At 62.1% G+C, this 21,097-nt stretch carries 17 protein-coding genes; 1 reads left to right on the top strand and 16 read right to left on the bottom strand.

Annotated features, from left to right (window positions below):
- Positions 1-3 precede the first annotated feature (3 nt).
- The 16 genes from AC0L2P_RS28635 to tssA are packed head-to-tail and all read right to left on the bottom strand — an operon-like array spanning position 4 to position 17,850.
- The gene (locus AC0L2P_RS28635; RefSeq protein ID WP_473506149.1) at positions 4-486 is read right to left on the bottom strand and encodes a hypothetical protein; all 483 of its coding nucleotides are present in this window, start codon (positions 484-486) and stop codon (positions 4-6) included.
- On the bottom strand, positions 486-908 hold the full coding sequence (locus tag AC0L2P_RS28630; protein ID WP_473506148.1) for a hypothetical protein: 423 nt from the start codon (positions 906-908) through the stop codon (positions 486-488). The genes AC0L2P_RS28635 and AC0L2P_RS28630 overlap by 1 nt, the downstream gene beginning before the upstream one ends.
- Before the next feature lie 12 nt (positions 909-920).
- On the bottom strand, positions 921-1,781 hold the full coding sequence (locus AC0L2P_RS28625; protein WP_473506146.1) for a DUF4150 domain-containing protein: 861 nt from the start codon (positions 1,779-1,781) through the stop codon (positions 921-923).
- 2 nt (positions 1,782-1,783) lie between these two features.
- A complete protein-coding gene (gene tagF, locus AC0L2P_RS28620) occupies positions 1,784-2,323 on the bottom strand; it encodes a type VI secretion system-associated protein TagF (protein ID WP_473506144.1) in 540 nt (179 codons plus the stop codon).
- Positions 2,305-5,841 (bottom strand): type VI secretion system membrane subunit TssM, encoded by a 3,537-nt coding sequence (gene tssM, locus AC0L2P_RS28615; RefSeq protein ID WP_473506142.1) that lies wholly within the window; start codon positions 5,839-5,841, stop codon positions 2,305-2,307. The genes tagF and tssM overlap by 19 nt, the downstream gene beginning before the upstream one ends.
- Position 5,842: 1 nt before the next feature.
- Positions 5,843-7,165, bottom strand: a complete 1,323-nt coding sequence (gene icmH, locus AC0L2P_RS28610) for a type IVB secretion system protein IcmH/DotU (protein ID WP_473506141.1) — start codon at positions 7,163-7,165, stop codon at positions 5,843-5,845.
- A 4-nt stretch (positions 7,166-7,169) separates the two neighbouring features.
- Positions 7,170-8,504 (bottom strand): type VI secretion system baseplate subunit TssK, encoded by a 1,335-nt coding sequence (gene tssK, locus AC0L2P_RS28605; RefSeq protein ID WP_473506139.1) that lies wholly within the window; start codon positions 8,502-8,504, stop codon positions 7,170-7,172.
- A gap of 39 nt (positions 8,505-8,543) precedes the next feature.
- Positions 8,544-8,999 carry a type VI secretion system lipoprotein TssJ gene (gene tssJ, locus AC0L2P_RS28600; protein WP_473506137.1) on the bottom strand — a complete coding sequence of 152 codons (456 nt, stop codon included), beginning with the start codon at positions 8,997-8,999 and terminating at the stop codon, positions 8,544-8,546.
- A gap of 3 nt (positions 9,000-9,002) precedes the next feature.
- Complete coding sequence (tagH, locus tag AC0L2P_RS28595) at positions 9,003-10,475, bottom strand: type VI secretion system-associated FHA domain protein TagH (RefSeq protein WP_473506135.1); 1,473 nt, start codon at positions 10,473-10,475, stop codon at positions 9,003-9,005.
- A complete protein-coding gene (gene tssG / locus AC0L2P_RS28590) occupies positions 10,472-11,533 on the bottom strand; it encodes a type VI secretion system baseplate subunit TssG (protein WP_473506133.1) in 1,062 nt (353 codons plus the stop codon). The genes tagH and tssG overlap by 4 nt, the downstream gene beginning before the upstream one ends.
- Positions 11,497-13,371, bottom strand: a complete 1,875-nt coding sequence (gene tssF / locus AC0L2P_RS28585; RefSeq protein ID WP_473506131.1) for a type VI secretion system baseplate subunit TssF — start codon at positions 13,369-13,371, stop codon at positions 11,497-11,499. Before tssF ends, tssG begins: the two co-directional genes overlap by 37 nt.
- Before the next feature lies 1 nt (position 13,372).
- The gene (gene tssE / locus AC0L2P_RS28580) at positions 13,373-14,128 is read right to left on the bottom strand and encodes a type VI secretion system baseplate subunit TssE (protein WP_473506129.1); all 756 of its coding nucleotides are present in this window, start codon (positions 14,126-14,128) and stop codon (positions 13,373-13,375) included.
- A complete protein-coding gene (locus tag AC0L2P_RS28575; RefSeq protein WP_023678576.1) occupies positions 14,115-14,576 on the bottom strand; it encodes an Hcp family type VI secretion system effector in 462 nt (153 codons plus the stop codon). Before AC0L2P_RS28575 ends, tssE begins: the two co-directional genes overlap by 14 nt.
- 47 nt (positions 14,577-14,623) lie before the next feature.
- Positions 14,624-16,126 carry a type VI secretion system contractile sheath large subunit gene (gene tssC, locus AC0L2P_RS28570; RefSeq protein ID WP_023720342.1) on the bottom strand — a complete coding sequence of 501 codons (1,503 nt, stop codon included), beginning with the start codon at positions 16,124-16,126 and terminating at the stop codon, positions 14,624-14,626.
- A 2-nt stretch (positions 16,127-16,128) separates the two neighbouring features.
- Positions 16,129-16,665 carry a type VI secretion system contractile sheath small subunit gene (tssB, locus tag AC0L2P_RS28565; RefSeq protein WP_352479410.1) on the bottom strand — a complete coding sequence of 179 codons (537 nt, stop codon included), beginning with the start codon at positions 16,663-16,665 and terminating at the stop codon, positions 16,129-16,131.
- A 6-nt stretch (positions 16,666-16,671) separates the two neighbouring features.
- A complete protein-coding gene (gene tssA, locus AC0L2P_RS28560) occupies positions 16,672-17,850 on the bottom strand; it encodes a type VI secretion system protein TssA (protein WP_473506126.1) in 1,179 nt (392 codons plus the stop codon).
- A 337-nt stretch (positions 17,851-18,187) separates the two neighbouring features.
- Between tssA and tssH the strand changes: the two genes are divergently transcribed.
- Positions 18,188-20,938, top strand: a complete 2,751-nt coding sequence (gene tssH, locus AC0L2P_RS28555) for a type VI secretion system ATPase TssH (RefSeq protein ID WP_473506124.1) — start codon at positions 18,188-18,190, stop codon at positions 20,936-20,938.
- Positions 20,939-21,097: the final 159 nt, after the last annotated feature.

Below are 21,097 nucleotides of genomic sequence, written 5' to 3'. Positions count from 1 at the left end.
CGCTCAGCACCAGGCTCTGTTCTCATCCATGCCGATCGGCCAGTACGGCATACAGGCGATCAGGCGCACCAATTCCTCCTTCTTAGCGTCGATCAACCACTGCAGGAGCAGGATTTCGGGATAGACGACCTCTCCAGAGCTCTGGTTCGCCTCGCAGCAATCGAGCCAGTAATTGCGTACGATCCAGACTACGTTCCCATTCGCGGCTGCGCCGGCGGCGCGCTTGTTGAATGCCTTGCGGATAGCCTCGTCGCGATTCAAAGCCCACTGTTGTTGCGCTTTAACCGTGTCCGCCCACCAGGGCACTGCGATTTCGTAGGCCATCTGGATATCTTCCAGGTAGCCGTCGAAAAGATATTGGTGCCGCCCGGAACTCTGCGCGAGCTTGCGCGCCGCGATTTTGGCATCCCGAGGTTCGATGTAGCCGGGCTGGCGTAGCAGGCGGCGAATGCCGCGGTCGGTTTCAAAATAGGTGATCAGCGTCATCAGGTGATCTCTCCATCCTGATCGAGCCCGATCGGCACGAAAACGAAGCCGTTGACCACCTCGGCCAGATCGGGCGCCTTGCTGGGGATATCGTCGATTAGCAAATCTACGTGGCCAACATAGCGGGGGCTGTCGCCGAGGTCATCGACCCCCCATTTTTCCTCGGGCGACTTGTCGGCCTCCTCGACGAATTCGTGCTCGTTCTTTCGGTTCAGATTCTCCACCTCAAAATAGTGCGTCCGAAAGACATGCAGAAAGCGCGGGTGCCCGGAAATTCCAGTCGGCCAGATTAGTGAGATGGAATCGGAACTCTCGGCTGCGACGATGCCGCTCCACCAGGCTTTGATTTCAGGAAGAAGCGCGCGCAGTTCGGCGATGTAGCGCTCCTGGATATCGTCGTAGCTCTTCGCGATCGCGATCATGACACCCCCCCTTTACAGCGTCGCTGCATAGGCGTCCGCCTGACTTCCCTGACTACGAAAATGCGCTTCACAGTGAGGTTTGACCCTGCTTGCCCGTTCGAAATACTTTTTGAAATCCGCAATTTTCATATTGCATCCACCCAGCGCCCAGGCGACGCACAGCGGCGGCTGGTGGTCATGGGTCATATGGCCTTTGCCGCGCGCCATGTCCTTTCCATGTTTGGGATCCTCGTATCGTACGATCGCTCCACCGCTCGGTCGCGTAGTGCGCCAGTGAGCGCGCGTTACCCGTTTGTCGTCCCGCGTGCATTCCCAGCATGGCTTGTTGCGGACAGCCTTCTTCTGGGCCGGGGAAGGGTCCTTGTCCGGCCGGTGGACCTTCGCGTCGTAAGGTTTGCTCGGGCAGGGGCCGGGCTTGATACCTTTGCGTCTCAGCAGCGCCTTGAAGGTATTGATAGCCGTCTGGTCGATACAGTTGGGCAGATCGCTGGCCGTGTTCTGAGCCATCATGTCGCCGTGCCGGTCGACCCCCTTGCCCTCCGCCTTGACCGTGAACGACCACAGTTTGAAGACGCCCTTGCCCTTGATCTTGTGGGTGATGACGCCTGCACCGAGCCCCTGAGTCGCCGGCTCGTTGCCAGTGCTGGTCGAGATCTCCGAGGAATTCTCGATGGCAGTCGGCTCGCCGTCGATCTTGACGCTTTTAGTGCCGTTCGACAGGTCGGAGGAAGACAGCATATTGACATAGGGCACCGGAACCGGGCCTGCCGGCGGCGACGGCGGCGACAGACAGACATCGCCCGGCGCGATGCCCTTGCCATTGCTGCCCTTGTGGAAGAAGCCCATGTTCTCAGCGAAGACGGTAATGGCCATGATCAGCTTTCCTCCGCGGGCAGAGGCACTGTGCGCATGACAGGCAGGCCGTTGTCGGCCAGATCATGAATATCTTTGAAATGGCATTCGTGGACGTTCCAGCCGTCGGACCAAAAGACGATCCTGGCCTCCGCGCTGTTGGCTGACGGCGGCTGAGCTGCGTGGAGTCGCTCGGCGACCATGGGGCTCGTCCAGTAGTGCGATACCGCGTCACCCGCGATCTCAGACACCGCATCGAACCATCCGTCATCCACGCGGGGCTGGAGTCCGATGGCGGCAACAACGAATGGATATCTCCGCCCGACACGATCCTCGCTCATGCGCCACGCGCCTGCGCAAGGCTGATCGCAGAAGATGCCAGCGGGCACCGTGAAGCGCCAGACGCGCGGATCGAGTTCACCTTCATCAGGCCGCGCGCGCAATTCCATCGACATCCACCGATCCCAGCGGTCGATGAAGGTGCGCGGCAGGTTCGCAGCGACGAAATCGCCGCTTGCCGGGATCTTGCCGAAAAATCCGATGATTATATCTGCGGCGGACATGAAAATTTCTTGAACATTTGCAGGTTGTAGGGATTTTCAACGCTGGCGGCCTTGAGTTGGAAATCGGCGTACATGCCTTTGGTGCCCAGGCGCAGGCTGTAGACGTCCGACAGCGAGGTGCCGGTGAAGCGACCGCTGCGCAACATTCTCAGCCACGCCCAGCTGCCGGTCTCGTTGAGCAAGATCTCGGGCGAGCCATCGATCGGCTGGAAGGCAAGCGAGATGACGCCTGTGCCGTCCTTGCCGGGCCACGTCATCGGCTGCGGCCTTGTTGCGTTGTTATAGTAGACGAGGTTCTGGCCATCGAGGTTGAGCGTCACGCGCGCGACATTGGGCGACAAATCCTTCGGTTCGAGCGTGAAGCTCATCAGCGGGCCTGTACCGCCCGGAAAGAGATCATCGCGGATCCGCCTTGCCTGTTCGAACGCGGCCAGTGCCGACGGGTCGAGGCCGAAATCGGCGCGCCATTTCCATGGCTGCGCCGACGTGTCGACATAGCTGATCAGATGGTCGTTGATGAAGGTGTCGATCAGCCCTGCCGGTCCGAACAGACGGGCGAAGTCGCGGACATTGACGTCGACGGCGCTGTCAGGGCTGAAAGGATAGCGGTTGTTGAGTGCTGCCTGGCAGAACGGCAGGATATCGGCGCGCCAGATGGCGTTGAGCTCCGAGGTGACCGCCTTCTGCGTCAGGCCGCTGGTATCGCCGGCAATACCGCCCAACCAATCATCGATCGGGTCGGGCAGGATCTGCGCCTGCCTGGCAACGGCTCCAGTCAGTTCGGCGAGGCCGCCCTGCTTCTTGATGGCGTCCTGAGGATCGGGATTGGCCGTCACCGTCTGCAGCACGTTGGACAATGCGGTGAGCGCGACAATGGCGGCGTCGAGCGCCGGCGGCTGGCCGTCGACCTCGGCGATGGCACCCTTGAGCGGCTTGAAATGCTCGGCCACCAGACTGCCGGTAAGATCCACCTCGTCGGCGGAGCCGGCACGCGGCAAAAGCTTTGCTCCGGTTTTCACGATCTTTCCAAGCTTGCCTAGCTTGCCAAGCAGTTTCGACCCACCTGCCGCCGCTGCCTTGTCGTTTGCCGGCGCTTCATCGGATCGCGTAAGTTCGGTCTCCTGGACCACCGCGGTGACCAGGCGCTTCAGCGCGGAGTCGGCACTTGAAAGATCCTTGAGGTTCTCACTGGCGACGTTGAGATCGGTCAATGGCGCCAGCCTCATGTCGCGCAGGAAGCTGTCCCATTGCGCGATGTAGTCGTCGTAGTAAAGCTTCAGAATATCCTCTGACAGCGCTGACACCGAGGTTTCGGAATTTTCCGAGCAACCGCCGGCGAACACCGCCCGGTCGAGTGCTGCCTGGGCGGCGACATCCTCGACCCGGTCGAGAATGGCGTCATGGAAGCCGGCATAGGTAAACGCTCCCGAAATGCCGACCCTAAGCGTCTTGTCGGAACGCCGCGCAAAGACCTTGGCGCCGTTGGGGCCGGCGAAGTTGGCAGGAATCCATTCCTTGAGCGCAGTCACCGCCGGGTCGGCCAGCAATTGTTTATAGGCACGCGCCGGCAAAGAAATCGTGCAGACGGTTTTCAGTGCCTCCGCAACCAACGCCTGGTCCGGAGCGATGTAACTGGCGTCAACCGCCATGCGACGGATCGCGGCAAGCTGGTGCTGTTCGGCGTCAGCTGTCGGAAAGGGGGCAGCCGCGGCGAATTCGGGCAGACTGTTGACCCACCAGCTCTGGGCGAAGTCCGGATCCATCTGAGAAAGGCCGGTCATCATGCGATAGGTCTTCAGCGCGCCAAGCATGAAGTCCGGGTCGCGGATCTGCCGCCACATCGTCGCCTCGAGCAGCGCCACCATGTGCGGCTCGAGAACGTTGCGCAAAGCATGGTCGTAAGTGTCGGTCTGTGCCCGCACCAGTTCCGCCGAGGCTGATGGACCCAGCAAATCCTGTGCCGCGCCAGGCGGCGGGGTGCGGGCATTTGCGACTTCATCCATCGCACTGAGGGCGCCATCGATCGCAGGCTGTTCTACGGATGCCGGGTTTGCCGCGGCCGAGGTCAGTGGCGTCTGCAGCGCCTCGAACTGGCTTGCCTGGGCCGTGATCGCGTTGCGGTTGTCGTAATAGGACCAGGTGAACAGTCCGCTGACCAGCAGGGCGGCTGCGGCACATGCGGAGGCCGCGCCACGCCAGATCCAGGCACGGCGGCGTTGCGCCAGCGGATCGAAGGTGCCGAGCCCGGCTTCCTTGAAGATGACTTCTGTAAGCAGGTTCTTCAGGAAGAAGCTGCGTTTTTCGACACGCGGCGCGGCCAACGCCCGGCGCGGCGGAAGGCCAAAGGAGGCAGACAGCGCCGCGGTCAGCCGATCGATCGGCGCCCCTTCCTGGGTCGCCGACGTCAGATAAAGACCACGCAGCCAGGCGGCCTCCTCATACCGGCTTTCCCCGAACATCGCCTCGATCAGTACCTGGATCGGCTCGGACAGGCTGGCGAGTTGGGCGGGAAACCTGAAGATTTCGGCGCGGGCAGCAAGCTTGTCTTCATCCTCCAGCCGGGGCACCAGGCGCCGCTCAAGCTCGGTGGCTAACGTCGCGATTTCCCGCTCGATGGTCTTTGCATCGACATGCGCGTCGAGTGCGAACGTAGTCCCCCAGACCTGCTCGCGCGCAGCCGTCGACAAACCGCCGAAGAAAGCTTCGAAACCCTTGATCAGGTCGGCTTTGGTCAGCATCAGATAGACCGGAAGGCGGATTTCGAGGCGGTCGTTGAGCTCGGCCAGCCGACGGCGGATCTTGCGGCCATGCGCCTTGATGGCGTCGTCGCCCTCCGAAAGCACATCGATCGAAAGCGCGACGATCACACCGTTGAGCGCGCGACGGCCCCGGTGCTTCTTCAAAAGGTCGAGGAAGCCCAGCCACTCCACCGCGTCGGCGTCGGGTTGGCTCTCCTGTTGGACATAGCGGCCTGCAGTGTCGATCAGAACGGCGCTCTCCGAAAAGAACCAGTCGCAATTGCGCGTGCCGCCGACCCCTTGCAGGTCGTCGGTCAGGTCGATCGGAAAATTCAGCCCCGACTGGCGCAAGGCCGTGGTCTTGCCGGTGGCCGGCGGTCCGACGATCACGTACCAGGGCATCTCGCGCAGGAACTTGCGACCGCCCAGTTTGCGGCGCTTCAACTCGGCCATGACCTCGCCGAACTTGGCTCCGACGGCAGCGACATTCTCTTCGCCGGGGCTGAGTGGCTTCTCTACCGCCGGCGCCGCGATTTCGGCGACGAACATACGGTTGGCGCGGATCGCTCGACGCTGGGCAGCGATCAGCCAGATCAGCCAGAAGATGACCAGCAGCGCGATGATGACGATACGCACATTGTCGGAGGCGAAAGGGTCGTAGGGGCCGACCCTGACGATCGGCCCGAATACCCAGATCACAAAGGAAAGCAGCGTGATGCCAATCAGTGTCCACAGCCAGCGCGATGTCAGGACCGCCCAGAGGAAGCGCAGGATGAACATCTCACAGCCTCTTTTCGACCAGCACCTCAACGCGCCGGTTCAGGGCCCGGCCCTCGCGCGTGCCGTCATCGGCCACTGGATCCGTGGCTGCCCGGCCCTCGGCATGGATGCGTTCCTGCGGCACTCCGTTTTGCACCAGGATGTCGGCAATGGTCTGGGCGCGAGCCTCGGAAAGTCGCTGATTGGTCGACAGCGGATTGGTTCTTTGCAGAGGAACGCCGTCCGTATGTCCGACCACGGTGATGTTGCCGATCAGGTCCCGATTGGCCAGGATCACCTTGGCGATCGAGCCGATCAGCGGCTCGAATCCTTCCGTCAGTGTTGGCCGCGAGGACTGGAACAGTTCGGGATTGGAGGCCTGGATGACCAGCTTGGCCAGCGAAACGCTCTCTGTGCCGCTCAGAGCCGATCTGAGATTGCCCGGCGCGCCGGCCTCAAATTCGGGCAGCAGCGCGAAATCCACAGTCTCCGGCGGCGGGACATCGACGGTTGGCGATAGGCGGCTGATGTCGCCCCGGGTCGGCGGCGGCAATGCGCGGACCAGCGCTGAAAGCTCCACCGCCTGGCTGCTTAGTCCCATCGAGAGCCCGACATAGGTCGCGGTGGCGATGACCGCCGCGGCCAAGGCCATCACCCAGATCGGAACGATGAAGCGCTGCGGCTCGTCGGATGCGATGACGCCTTTCCAGTTTGGCGACAACGGTCCATTCTCGGCGTCGGCATCGCGCAGGAAACGTGCCGCGGCCACACGGACGGCATTGAGCGAGCGATCGCCCGACCGGCCGGGCACGCGATACTTGCCGCGAAAACCGAGTGCCAGGCAGTCATACTGAAGTTCCAGCAATTCGCGGTCTCGGTTCGGATGGCGTTCCAGTTCGTCGAGCCGTGTGAAGAACTGCGTGCCGGCGTCGACATCGCCGCGCAACATGACCACAAGCGGCTGACGCGGCCATGCGCTGGCCCCGCCCCAGGGCGTGTTCAGGGCCAGATCGTCGAGCAAGGCCGCCACCACCCAGGCTGCCTGATCGGCCCGCTCCATCGACGACCCCGCCGCCATTGCCGTGTCGCGTGCCCGAACCAGCTCTTCGAGCAGCCGGGTGCGCAACACTTCCGGATTCTCCGGTGGCAGCGCGCTTTCAAGCTCAGGCGCAAACTCGAGCAGGGGCGCAAAGGCGTTGACAAGGCCGTTCGGGTGGGTGCGCGAGCGTTTAACCGGCCCGCCCGGCAAGGATGCCGCCATCGGTCGCGGCATCGGCGTGCCGGTCAGCCTGATGCGAGTGCGTTCGCGATCCTCCGACAGTCCGAAAGGATCATCCCGGCTCATGGTTTCACCTGTTCACCGAATAGCAGTCCACCTGCGGTTCGCTCGGCAGTACACCCGAAACGCCGATGACGAAGCCTGGGGCACCGAGCAGCGATGCCCAGTGCTCGCTTTTCTGGTCGAGCTCGAGGCACAGCCGATCGCCGTCGTAAGGAATCTCGCGGGGTTGCGAATGAAGCGGTTTGAGCGGGATGCCGGGCAGGCGGGACTTCCACAGGCCCTCGAACTCATCAGCCGAGCCGACGGTCGCCTGGTTGACGAATATCTTGCGCAGCGCGTCCTCCGACAGTTCCGAACCGACCCGGATGACGATCCGGCTGGCCACCAGCAGCTTCGGATTGTCGATGCGGATTTTCCAAACATTGGTCGAATGGCGCATGACGGGCAGCGCGCGCGATTTCGGCTCGATATAGCGCAGGCTTAGGATCAGTGAGCGCAATGCATCCGCCAGCGCCGAAAACGGTGGACCGGGCGCCATGTGATCGTAAGCCGGCAGCTCACCCAGTCGCCGCGCGCTCGAGCCGTATGTCGCCATCGAACCGGCAAGCCCGGCCAGCTCCAGGTAAAGTTCGGCCGGATGGAAAACATCCTGCGCCAGCATGTGAGCCAGTCGCGGACGCGCCGCGTTGGCGAGGTTGAGCATCAACAGGTCTTCGACGCTGCGCCCTGGCCCGCCCATGACCATCTTGCCATGCGCCTCGGCGATCTGGTCGAGGCCTGTGACAACTTCCAGAAGCAGTTGCCGGTACCAGGCCGCTGCACCAGTAACCAGGGCCGGTGGCAGGAACGTCTCGTCCAGCGAAACGCCGCCATCGGCTCGAATCCCCTTGATGTCGGCTATGGGCAGGGCGGTATAGCCGCCGACCGATTTGCCGGGTGCAAGCAACAGCGATTGCGGCCGGGCGATTTCGATTTCTTCGGGGTCTGAACCGCCCTGGACGGCATCGCGCACCGAAACGATCCGTCCATGATAGCGCGCACCGCTGGGTGGCGTATGCGCGGGATCGAAGCCGACCCCGCCGGCCGGCTCGAGCGGCAAGGCGACCAGCACCGGGCCGGCGCCTGTATCCGGGGTGACCGGCAGCGGACGCGGCGCGTCCATCAGATCCGGAATGGAGAAGGCGGTTCCGTCCGGGAAAATGCCTCGTGCAGACAGGATCGAGATCTGGCCGGCATCGAGCAATGCCTTATCCAGGGTCAATTGCTGAAAGCCGAACGTATGCAGCTGGCCGGCCTGCAACGCGCCGCGCACAGTCGCCTCAAAGAAACGATCCTGCTGCTGGAAATGCTGGGTCCGCAGAAAAAGGCCCTCGGACCACAGCACCCTGTTTGCATCGCTCATCCGGCTACTCTCTGCATCGAACTCCCCTTGCCTTGGCCGTCAGGCGGAAATGCCGCCGCTGCCGAGTGTGACATTGACCGTAAAGTTTGATCCGGGCGAAACCGATTTGGTGGTCCGCCAGTTTCGCCCGCCAGGCTCACGGATAAGTGCAACGAAGCCCAGGGCCGTCGCATCCGGTTCAACTGTAATGGTCTTGGTCGCGGTTTTTCCAGGCCCGACAGCAATCTGGTCGGATCCGATGAGATCGCCTGCCAGTGCCGAGCCGGCATCCCCCTGTAAGGCAAAGTAGTCGGCGGAGTTGAACTTACCGGTGCTGCGGAGCCGCATGACCAGCACTGTCACTGGCCGGTCGCCGCCGCCTGGTCCAGGGTTCATGCCGGCCGCTCCTGTCAGCTTCACGGTGATGACCGACGGTTTTGGCGGCCCGGCGCTTTGACAGGCCGTAAGCAGCCCGGTCGCACCCAAGGCAACTATCAATTCGCGTCGATCGATCATGTCTTACTCCTCCTCATATGCATCCCGAAAATCGGCGCCGATTTCGCCGAGAAAGCTCTTTTCTGCGCTCTCGGCGATTTCACGATGGCGTTTCTGGTAGAGCTCCCACAGCTTGGCGCCGCGCCCGCCCGACAACAGCGTGCCGATCGCGGAACTCGATTTCAGCTCTTCTTCAATGGCAGCCGGCTCAAAACGGTCGACCATCCGCCGCAAGGCGGCCTGCACACCGCGCCAGGCGCGCACGTGATGTTGTGCAAGGTCGCGAACCGCATCCGCGATAGCCGCTTCGCCGGCGAGAAACCCGGGGCTGCGCTCGGCAATAAGCGTCACGATTGCGTCGTCGACTGTCGGCAGAAACTTGAGTGGATTGACTTCGGAGGCTCCGACCATTGTCTGGGCAACGCGGGCATTTCCTTTTTCTTCGGCGCGCTTGCGCAGCAGCTGCATCAATCCTTCCATCATAAGCCGATATTCGCGGCCGAACTTCTCCATCTCGGCGACGGCGTCGCGCCCGGGAAAATCGGCTTCCGCGAAACCCATACCGCGCAGGAATGCGGTGCGAAGCGCCATGTCGGCGTGCTGCCTCGCAGGCGGCTGGCGGGCGGGGCTGGCGGCTGCGCCTGCTCGCATTGGGGGAGGGGCATCTGCCGCTCGCACGGGCAGGTCCCAGGGATTGGCCGCTTGCAGTGGCTGGGTGTCGCGCTCGCGCTGACCGGTCGAGCGCGCATCGCTTTCGGGGCTGGCCGCCGCTGGCCCAAAACCGAAGTCGTCGTTGAATTCCGGCAGCTTTGCCGTCGCGGGCTCCGTTAGGCCGTGGGGGAACGCTCCCAAGTCGCGGCCAAATGGGTCTGTCTGCTTGGGTGCGCTGGCTGGTTCTGGATAGTTTGCGGTGCCTTTGGACACCGGTGTTGCGACCGGATCGAGGCTGAACGGGTCGTCGAAAGCAGGCGAGCTGCGCTGTCTGGAATTGGCGCGCTCGAACGCTCCCGGGATCGGCTGCTCGAACGGGTTCGGCAGCTCGGCTGGACGTGACCGCTGCGGCTCTTCTTCCACCGCGGCTGAAAAGAAATCGTCACGGCCGATGCTGACCGGCGCCCGAGACGCCGGCGGTGAGCGCTCCGGAACTGGCGCTGCGGCTGCTGCTGTGGCTTGGGCACTCGACGTCTGCAGATCGACATGCACGATGTAATCGCCCAGTTTCAGCCGCATGCCATTGCGAAGACGCGTCGACTTGCCTGCGCCGAGCGGGCTGTCGGAGTCGTCTATGAACAATCCGCTGCTCGACGTATCGGTGACGAAATATCCGTCGCGCCCACCAGTGATCCTGCAATGGGCGCGTGAAACGAACATGTCGGGATCATCGATCTGCCAGCCGGCGTCGGCGCTGCGGCCGATCACCAGTTCCCCCTCGTCAAGCCGGGTCTGCCGTACCGCCTGGGTGCGTGGCCCATGCTCCAGCGTCAGCAGCAGACTCATGCCGCGACCTCCGCCCCTTCCTGCCGCCAGCCGACTAATGTCCGCAGCCGCATGTCGTCAGCATCGCCCCTTTCAGCGGGCCGCGCAAGCCACGCGGTCCGGGCGAGTTGCATGGTTCCAATACGCGGCGGCGGAACGGCATCGCGCGCCAGCACGATGCGCAGATCGACGTCGAGCGATTCGCCGACCATGTCGCTAACGGCTTGCTTGAACAATTTGAGGCGTTGACCGCCCGGCAGGAACGCCTTGAACTCCTCATAGCCCAGCGGGCCGACGCGAAGCTCGATCCTGCTTTGACGATTGAAGACGCGCGGACCGATCGTCGCTCCCCGACCGAGCCCTGCGTAGGCTTTGCCAAGGCGGGTCTGGAGCGCGGCTGGTATGGTCATCCAGGCAGCGATGAACTCCCTGATCTGGACCGGCACCTTGAACGCCTCAGCCAGGAACAGCGTCAGCCGCTCGGCGCCGTCGACCTGATTGGCAAGCGAGGCGGCCTGGCGCAGCTTCACGGCGTCCAGTTCGGGATTGTGGGTGCCGGGAAGCCCCATTCCCGCCATGGCTTCAAGCATGGCGCGAACGCGCCCACCTACCGGACGCTCGACCTGAACCGCCGGATGGGCGTCCGCCCACGCCCTGTAATACAGCGCAATCATGCGGTTCTGAAGAATGTTGGCGAAGTCCATGAACGTCGTGTCGCTGGTCTGCTGCGCATCGGCGCCAGTGAACCAGCGTTGCGACAGGCGATCGAGTACCCAGCGCGTCAAATGCAGGGGCATCGGACCTTCTGGTCCCATCAGACCAATGTTTGCGACCGTAACCCGAGCGGGCGCTTTGTCAGTCGCTTCGCGGAATTCTGCCAGGTCCTTGGCGGAAAAGCTGAGACGGACATGCTGTCCGAGCCGCGAGGGCTCGCGCTCCGGCGGGCCGGAATAGCCGAACAGCCCGCCTCTTCGTTCGAGTCGCCGCAACAACTCGAAGAAGTCGAATGCATCCGACAGCTCTTCTGACCGGCCAGGCTTGTCTAGATCAGGTAGCGATTGCCGGGCGTCATCGGCCATGGCACATCCTCCTGCTTCTGCAGCAGCCATGTGCGGGTTCGCACAAAGCCGTTTATTCCGGCATGACGGGCAAACAGCCGTGCCAGCAAGGCCGAAAGCAGCAAGGTGCTCTGCCCCGCCAGAACCGATTGGTCGACATGCAATGTCACCTCGGTGCCTCGTCCGAAGCACATCGGCCCATGGATCTGCAGCCGTTCGATGACCGACCGGGAGTCGATGCGCACGATCGAGTGCACATTGCGGGCGAGGCTCGGGTCTCCCCTGTCGGCGTAAAGCTCAAGCAGCGCATGCAGCGGATCGACGCCGCGACCTTCCTTTGCAAGGCTTAGAAAGTTGAGCGCGAGCTGCGCTACAAGCCGCCAGGCGAGATTGTCGGCTCGCGATTCACCCGCCGCGCCCGCCGGCAGCGCTGCGGGGATGGCTGGGCGAGGCGGGCGCAATGCGCCGAGAAGCCGGATCGTTTCGACCGGATCGCCGGCTTCCAGAGTCAAGGTAGGGTTGTCGTCAAGAATCGGCAGATCGCGGTTGGTGCAGAGCGCCACGATGTCGACGCGCTTCAGCGGCCGGTTCGCTGGACTTTCCGCTGGGCGTGAAATCGCCAGGAAAACGTCATCGCCAGTGTATGAAGTGCGGGTGAGGCCGTCACGCCGTTCCTCCTCCGTCGGGCGGCGTGGGCGCCGTTCGGTGGAATAGACCCAACCGCTGCCGCGGTTCTGTCCCAGGCTGAAGAGCTCCGGGATTGCGGCGTCGCTCCCCTCACTGTCGGCGTCCTCGACGCGGACAACCCGATAGATTTCGAAGTCCCGCGCTCTCGTGCGGTCGGCATGCAGCACCTGACGCGTCTTGCGCGGATCGAGCTCGACAACGTTGCACTCACGTTCGAACAGATTGATGATCGGCGTTGCGAAAAGTTCAAAATCGGCCGCCGTCACATCGGCAAGTTCAGGCACCGGGCGCCTGAAGACGAAGATGATCTCGAGCTCGGCTGTGCATCTGCGCACGATGGGCTGCAATCCCGAAATCCGAGCATACTGAAAGCGCTCCGGCATCATGAAATATTCGCGCAGAAGACGGTATCCTTCGAAGGTCGGACGTGTACGAGGCATCAGAGCTTCGTCATCGCTGATGCCGACCATTTCAGGTACCGGCAACGGCGATATCGGGTTGGCCTTGCCTTCCGGCCGTGCACCAAGGGCCGAGCAGGCGCCGAAAATCGCGTCGAAAAGCAGCGGTGCCTTGGTGCGCGCCGAAAAGTAGAGATCAAGCCGGTCGAGCGACAGTTCGTCGAGCTTGCCTTTTCCGGTACGAGCCAGCGTGATGCGAAGCGCCGCCTCGCCATTCACACCGCCGATCCGAGCGATGCCGGCTGCAGCCAAGGCGCTGCGATCCTGAAAATAGCCGAACGAGGTGATGGCAATCGGCCACAGCGTGATGTCCTGGGCGGTGGTGAACGTGCAACGCGTCGACAGGCCTGGCTGGAGGCTGGAAACCAGACGCGTTTTGCGCTTGACGACATGGCCCCCAATCATTGTCTGGACCTGCTGGCCGGGTTTGAACACCACCATGGCCGTTGCCGGCGCCGGCGTGACAAGATCGGGATAGAGAACATCAAGGACGGCGCGCGAGAAACGCGAGCGTTCCGCATCGACCTTGAGCCGGGTCCGCGCGGCCAAGAAAGCAACGCCGTCAAGCAGCCGCTCGACGTAGGGGTCCGGACAGGGGACCGTATCGAGTGAAAGGTTGCGCGCCACCGCCGGATGCATGTCGGCAAATTCTGCCGCGAGCGCACGGATATGGGTCAGTTCCTCCTCGTAATATTCTACGAAGACCCGGTCCATCTCAGGCTTCCCTAAATTCGGTCCGAGCCAAGCCGTTATCGAGATTGATCGTGGTGCGCAGGCGCATGCGTTCGGGCGTGGGCGTCATGATCAACACCGCATCTATCTCGATCTTCAGGCCCACGGATTTGTCGCCAAGGGTTACCGCAACCTTTGTTGCACTATCCTTGAGACGCGGCTCGAAGGTGGCAAGCACCGAGCGGATCTCGCGCGCCAGGGCCTCGCGATCAAAGTCGCGGGAAGAACGGCCCGAGAAGGAGGGCACTCCGTAATTGACGACGCTGCGACGCACCTCCGGAAAATCGGCGAGGGAGGGTGGGTTGTCCGCGGCCTGTTCGCTTTCAAGGTCGGAAAGAAGCGGAACGGCCTCGAAGCGCTCGGTATTGAACAAAGCCTCGACGTCGCGCCGCACGGCTTCCTTGAGCACACGAGCCGACACCACCACGCCCCGGCATTCGATTTCAGCGCGGTGCTGGCTCTGAAAGGCGAGGCGATGCAGACGTCGCTTCTGGTCGGCCGTCAACTCCGCGTCGGTGTCGATGAGCCGCGCACTGGCCGCAACCAGGTTGTCCAGCCGCTCCGCGCCAAGCTCGTCCTGCAGCGCCTGGCGCAAACCGTCTATCTCGGAGGTCACGCCCGGCAGATCGTTTACGAGGCGGTCCCATAGAGAGGGCTGGACCGCTTCGCGCTTTGCTCGCGAGCTGCCGCTACCCAGCGACTTGTCCGCGCCGGGCCGCCGGGCCTCACTTGCCGACATAGACATCCATTTCGATTTCGTCGTTGTCGTCGTAGACGAACTTTATTTTCTTGTAGGCAAAGCTGACCTCTTCCTCGATCAGGTCCTCCTCATCCTCCGCCTGCGACATGTCGTATTCCATGATCGAGGCGTCGGTGAGTGTGACGACCAGGTAATCCTTGGTCTCGCCATCAATGGTCCGCCGCGCCGAAAACACGACTTCGTCCAGGGCCTTGTTTTCGAACAGCGCCTTTTTCAGGTAGGGCGAGGATTTGTCGTAATGCTTGGTGAACTTGATCATACCCAAGGACACACGACCGCGGCGCGAGAGCGAATTTGGATCATAGGGTGCGATCATCTTGTAATCGACGCCATGGATTTCGATTTCGTCCTCATGGCCATCTCGAGTGCTTGGACCCTTGATATCCGGAACCTTTAGAAAGCCATCAATCTTCGTATTTGTGGGCATTGTCTTTCTCCACCGGTTTCAAAAACCAAGATGTTGTTGTTGCAAAATCAAGTCTTTACGGACGGAAGTTCCGAAACCAGTCGGAGCGAGGCATTGATACCCTCCAGCTGATAATGCGGGCGCAGATAGAAGCGGGCATTGTAGTAGCCGGGGCGCCCTTCCACGCTGTCCACCTGAACCTCGGCGGCGGCGAGCGGGCGCTTGGCGCGCGCCTTGTCGTCGGCAAAGGCCGGGTTGGCCAGCACATACCGGTTGATCCATTCGGTCAGCCAGATCTGCATGTCGGAGCGCTCCTTGAACGAACCGACCTTGTCGCGCGCGATCGCCTTGAGGTAGTGGGCAAAGCGCGAGACCGGGAAAAGGTAGGGCAGGTTGGCGCTCAGCCGCTCGTTGGCCTGCGCATCGGGGTCGACTAGCCGTCCCGCCCTGGTCTCGTCGTCCTGCAGCGAATGGGCGCCAATAAAGGCGGCGAGATCGGTGTTCTTTCGATGCAGGATGGGCATCAGGCCGAGCTTGGCCAGCTCCGCCTCGCGCCGGTCGTCGATGGCGACCTCCGTCGGACATTTCATCGCTATCGAGCCATCATCGGTCGGGAAGCTGTGCACCGGCAGGTTGAGGACCGTGCCGCCATTTTCGACGCCGCGGATCTGCGTGCCCCAGCCATAGAGCTTGTGGCTGCGGTTTATGTTCACGCCCATCGGGAAGGCGGCGTTCATCCAAACATATTTGTTGTGGTCGCCATGTACCTCCTCCTCGAAGGTGAAGCCCTTCACCGGAACGGTATCTGTGCCATACGGCAGCCTTGCTAGAACACGGGGCATGGTCAGGCCGATGTAGCGTGCATCCTCGCTCTCGCGCAGCGACTGCCACGAGGCATAGGCGGGGTTGGAGACGATCTGCTGCAGGTCCTGCGGGTTCGGCAATTCCTGCCAGCTGTCCATGCGGAACAGGCGAGGCGAGGCAGCTGCGATAAAGGGCGTGTGCGCTGAGGCGCAGATGCCGGAGATGTTGCGCAGCAGACCGACATCGCGCGGGTGGTTGGAAAATTCGTAGGCACCAATCACACAGCCGATCGGCTCGCCGCCAAGCATCGAATATTCGTCCGTGTAGACTTTCTTGAAGATCGGGCTCTGATCCCACATCTGGCCCTCATAATCCTCAAGGGTGTCGGCCAGCTGCTCCTTGGAAATGTTCATTACCCGGATCTTCAGCTTCTGATCTGTCTCGGTATTGTTGACGAGATACCACAGGCCACGCCATGTGCCCTCCATTTCGCGCACTTCCGGCGCGTGCAGGATCTCGTTGACTTGTTCGGAAAGCATCTTGTCGATCCCGGCGATCAGCGACTTGATCGATTTGATCGCATTCGACGAGATGGTCGTAGTATCGGAACGCGTCTGCGCTGCAAGTGCGAGATTGCGCACTAATTGCTGCAGCTTTTCGCTGTCATCCTTCTTGACCTTGAAATCCTTCTCGAGAAGCCCGCTGAATTCTCCAAGATCGATGGTTTCCGCCTCGGCGACGGCGGCGGTTTTTTGCTGTTCGGCCATGGTCATTCCCCTGCCTTGTCGTCCGCCAGTGCCTGGCTGGCTATCTTGCCAAGAAGCGGTTCATTGTTCAGCAGTTGCGCAATGCGCTTTTCGGCGTCGACGCGCCCGTCCATGAAGCCGAGAAGTTCCTCGAGCTGGCGGCGCATCTTGAGGATTTCGGCCAACTGTGGGACCTGCTCGGCAATCTTGTCCGGGGCGAAATCGCCCATCTTGGTGAAGGTAAGATCGAGCGCCAGTTCCTCGTCCCGCTCGGCCCCTTCAGCCTGGGGCAGCGTGTTCTTCACGCGGGCTTTGACGCGTGGTCCAAGTGCCTCCATGAAACGCGGGAACCGGTTCGCATCGGTCTCGACAAAGGAGCGGTCCAGCACCGACTTCGACGCTTCCTTGGTCTGCGAAGCCCCCGAAAGGTCGGCCATGACGGCCATGACAAACGGCAGCTCGATGGTCGTTGGACTGCCATAGGTTTCCACGTCGTAGGCGATCTGCACGCGCGGCGCGCGATTTCGTTCGATGACCTTGGCTTTGCTTTCGGCTGGCATTGCTTGCTACCTTTCATCCTTCTGAGCCGTCTTCTTGGCGTCGGGAACGCCGGCAAGAAGCCGGAACTCCTTCAGTCCCGACGGGGCGAGATCTTCCATCAGTTCAACAAAATCCATATGCACCATCCGGCGCACACGGCGGGCGAGGTGGGGGATCGGGCTCGACGGTTCGGTGCGGTCATAAAAGGCGACGACGAGGTCCAGGCATTTCACCACGTCGTCGCGCGAAGTAATCCGGTCGGGAAGTCCGGTGCTCGAGTCCGCGTAGCTAGCCACACTTGCCATAGTATCGGCTCCATGACCGTTTCGGGCAGGCATTACCGGTTCTGCAGGCGAAGCGGACGGCTTTGCCGCGCCATCCGCCATCGCGCCGGCAGCCGAGTTGCGCTCGAGGGTTGTCAGCAAACGCTGCAGGAAACGTTTTAATTCCGGGATAGTGGTCCCGCCGCTGCCTTCAAGGTGAGCGTTGAGGGCTGTCTCGACGGCTTCCAGTGCCGCGACCGCTGCGCCCGCATCGCCGATGAGTGACTGCATTTCCTCATCGGCTTGATCCGCCTGTGCCGCGCACCCGGCACGAACCCGGTTCAACAGTTGTCCGTGCGCACTGACAAGCGCTGCCTTTTCGGCCGCATTCAATCCTGACGCTGCTTCTTGCAGCATGACGCGGTCGTCGAGCGCAGCGTGTTCCAGGTCGCGTCCGCAGATCGGCCCGATCGAGCGTGGCGCAAATAAAGTCATTTGCCGCAGGTTGGCCAGTAGCCCGTCCTGACCGTTTTGAAGGTCGAGCAGCGCGTTGATGCGACGCAAGGCGGCCTCGCGAGGCGACGTGTTGGGCCGCAGCGCCGGGTGCATGGATTCCCAATACTGGTCGAATGTCCGCCCAATAAGCGTCAGACCCTGCGCCAACCCGGCCAGTCCCTGCTCGTTGGCCAATGCGCGTGTGACAATTACAATCAGGCGCAGGTCGCGGCCACGCGCGCGCAATTCCTCGGCCTTGGTGAGCACTGCTGGCCAGTCGACGGGAATGGTGCTTTGCGAGACGGGCCTGTTGTTGCCGTCATGGACAACCTTGACCTGGGGCTCCGTCAGGCGCTCCAGTTCGTGAAACGCCGGATCGTTACGCAAATCCTCTCCCGACGGATTTTCACCGTCGAGTGGAGCAAGCCAGAGTGCGACGTCGATCACACCGATCCCCCAGTCACCGGCCCTGAGGCCGACCTGCCCCTACGTTATCACACGGTTGCGCTTTTCCACAATTCAGCGAGTGCGGAAAAAATTAACAAAAGCTAATGCAGCCTTGTCTTGATTGTGGAATCTGGAGGCGTGATTGGCGAGCCCTGGACCGGGAACGCGTCGTGCTGGGATGTCACGACCCGCGTTGTTTGCGGCCGGCGATGCAGGATCTTCCACCAATGGTGGGAGCCCGCATAATCGGGCATTGCAACCTTTGTTCATCCCGCACTTTGTCAAGTGACTGCTTATGTGGCAGGTTATCCACTTGCAGAGTGCAGGAGCACGTTCGATGGAACAGCGCCGGTCATCGCAGAGTTTCAAACGCAAGGAACTGGTCGGCAAGCTCAATCCTGTAGGGTTGCGCGCCTTCAAGGCAGCGGCCGACAGTGCCAAGCTGCGCGGCAATCCTTACGTCGAACTCGTCCACTTCATCGAGCAGCTGGTGCTCTCCGACCGCTCGGATGTGCAAATGATGATCGCCGATGCGGGACTGGATACGAGCCGACTTACGGCCGATATGACGCGCGCGGTGGACAAGCTGCCCTATGGCGCAACCTCGATCGAAGAGTTTTCCGACCATATCTTCCACGCCATCCAGGAGGGCTGGAATCTGGCAACACTGGAATTCGGCGTGGAGGAGGTCCGCAGCGCACATGTTGTACTTGCTTGCCTGAAGACACCGGTGCTGGAAGGCCTGCTGTCGAAGATCAGCGGCGAGTTCGACAAGATCGACGCCGACGCCGTCGTGGCGCGCTTCGCTGATGTCACGGAGGGCTCACTCGAAGCCGGCGCTGCGCCAACGGTCACCGCGACAGAGGCGCCGCGGCGGGCTCCGGGCGGGGATTCGGCACTGGCCAAATATGCCACCGACCTGACCCAGCGCGCCCGCGACGGAAAGATCGATCCGGTCGCCGGCCGCGATCCGGAGATCAGGCAGATTGTCGACATACTGATGCGGCGCCGGCAGAACAATCCGATCCTGACCGGCGAGGCGGGTGTCGGCAAGACCGCAGTCGTGGAGGGTTTTGCTCTGCGCATCGCCAAAGGCGATGTGCCGCCTCCACTGCAGGGGGTGAGCGTGCGCATGCTCGACGTCGGATTGATGCAGGCAGGCGCTAGCGTAAAGGGTGAATTCGAAAAACGGCTGAAGGCCGTAATCGACGAAGTTCAATCGTCTGAAGCGCCGGTCATCCTCTTCATCGACGAAGCCCATACCCTGATAGGGGCCGGTGGTGCTGCCGGAACCGGCGACGCTGCCAATCTGCTCAAGCCGGCGCTGGCGCGCGGCGAACTTCGCACGATAGCGGCAACGACCTGGGCGGAATACAAGCAGCACATCGAGAAAGACCCGGCACTGACCCGCCGCTTCCAGGTGATCAAGATCGACGAGCCTTCGGAATCGGTTGCCATCCTCATGTTGCGCGGCGTGGCTGGCGTTCTCGAACAGCACCATAAGGTTCAGATATTGGATGAGGCGATCGACGCGGCGGTCGCTCTGTCGCATCGCTATATCCCGGCGCGGCAGCTGCCGGACAAGGCGGTCAGCCTTCTCGACACCGCCTGTGCGCGTGTCGCCGTATCGCAGCACGCCACGCCGGCCGAGGTCGAGGACATTATACGGCGTCGCCAGGCGCTGGAGGTCGAGCGCGGCATTATCGGCCGCGAGGCTGCAATCGGCATCGAAGTGGCCGAGCGGCAGGCTCGGGTCGAGGCCGGACTTGCCGAGACCGAACGCACGCTCGCGGCCGCGCAGCAGCGCTGGGAGCGCGAAAAGGCGCTGGTGGCTGAGATACTCGAACTGCGTGCCAGGCTGCGCGGTGACGGCGTGCCGCTCGATGCCGTGGAAGGGCAGGGGGCCGCCCCTGAGACAGAGAGCGTCGAGGTGCCAGGGAGCGAACAGTCCACTGCCGGGACGAAGGTTCCGGCGGCAGATGGTACTCCGTCTCCCGATCCGGCTGCCGATCTCGCTCGGCTGCGCGAACTGATGAGCGAACTGGCCGAGGCGCAAGGCGAAACACCGCTGATCCTGCCATCGGTCGATCGCAACGCCGTGGCGGCCGTGGTTCGGGACTGGACGGGCATCCCGACGGGGCGGATGCTGTCGAGTCAGACCGAGAAGGCGCTGCGGCTCGCGGCGATCCTGTCCGAGCGCGTTGTCGGACAGGATCACGCCATGGAGATGATCGCCAAGCGCGTGCAGACCAGCCGCGCCGGTCTCGGCGCTCCGGAAAAGCCGGTGGGTGTATTCCTGCTTTGCGGCCCCTCGGGCGTCGGCAAGACCGAAACCGCCTTGGCACTGGCCGAAACGCTCTATGGCGGAGAACAGAACCTGATCTCGATCAACATGTCCGAATTCCAGGAGGCGCATACGGTCTCCACCTTGAAGGGCGCGCCGCCCGGATATGTCGGTTACGGCAAGGGCGGAATTCTCACCGAGGCGGTGCGACGCAAGCCCTATTCGGTGATCCTGCTCGACGAGGTCGAGAAGGCGCATCCGGACGTGCACGAAATCTTCTTCCAAGTCTTTGATAAAGGGATGATGGACGACAGTGAAGGCCGACGGATCGATTTCAAGAACACGCTGATCCTGCTCACGTCGAACGTCGGCTCCGAAGTCATCATGGACCGGACAAGGAACGGGGCGGAACGGGCAGGGCTCGACGAGTTGGACACCGCGTTGCGCAGTCCGTTGCTGAGGGTCTTTCCTGCGGCCTTTCTCGGCCGGGTGGTGACCATCCCTTACTTTCCGCTTTCGGATTCTATGATTGAAGCGATCACTCGTCACCAGTTCGCCAAGATTGCTCGACGGCTGCGCGCAACCAACGATGCGGAATTGGTCATCGGCGATGGTGTCATGGATCTGGTCAAGGCCCGCTGCACGGAGATCGAATCCGGCGGCAGGATGATCGACGCCATCCTGACCAACACTCTTCTTCCGGAATTGAGCCGCGGCGTGCTGAACCGGTCGCTCACTGGCGAAAAGATGACGAAGGTGACAGTTGGCGCCTCAGCCCAAGGGTTTACTTATTCGTTCGAATAAGAGCGCGAACATTACGGGCGGCTCCTTTCGTCAGCTGTGGCGTTAATCGCTCATGCGGCAGCAAGCCAACATCACCCATCTTTGCTAGGTCGTGAACTCATAAACGTGGAAATGAGCTCGAGGGGGTGGATTGTGGACATTGTTGAGAGCCAATAGACT

This window comes from Mesorhizobium sp. WSM4836 (assembly GCF_055811815.1).
The sequence above is the reverse complement of the archived record's forward strand: the minus strand, read 5'-3'. Positions and strand labels throughout refer to the sequence as shown.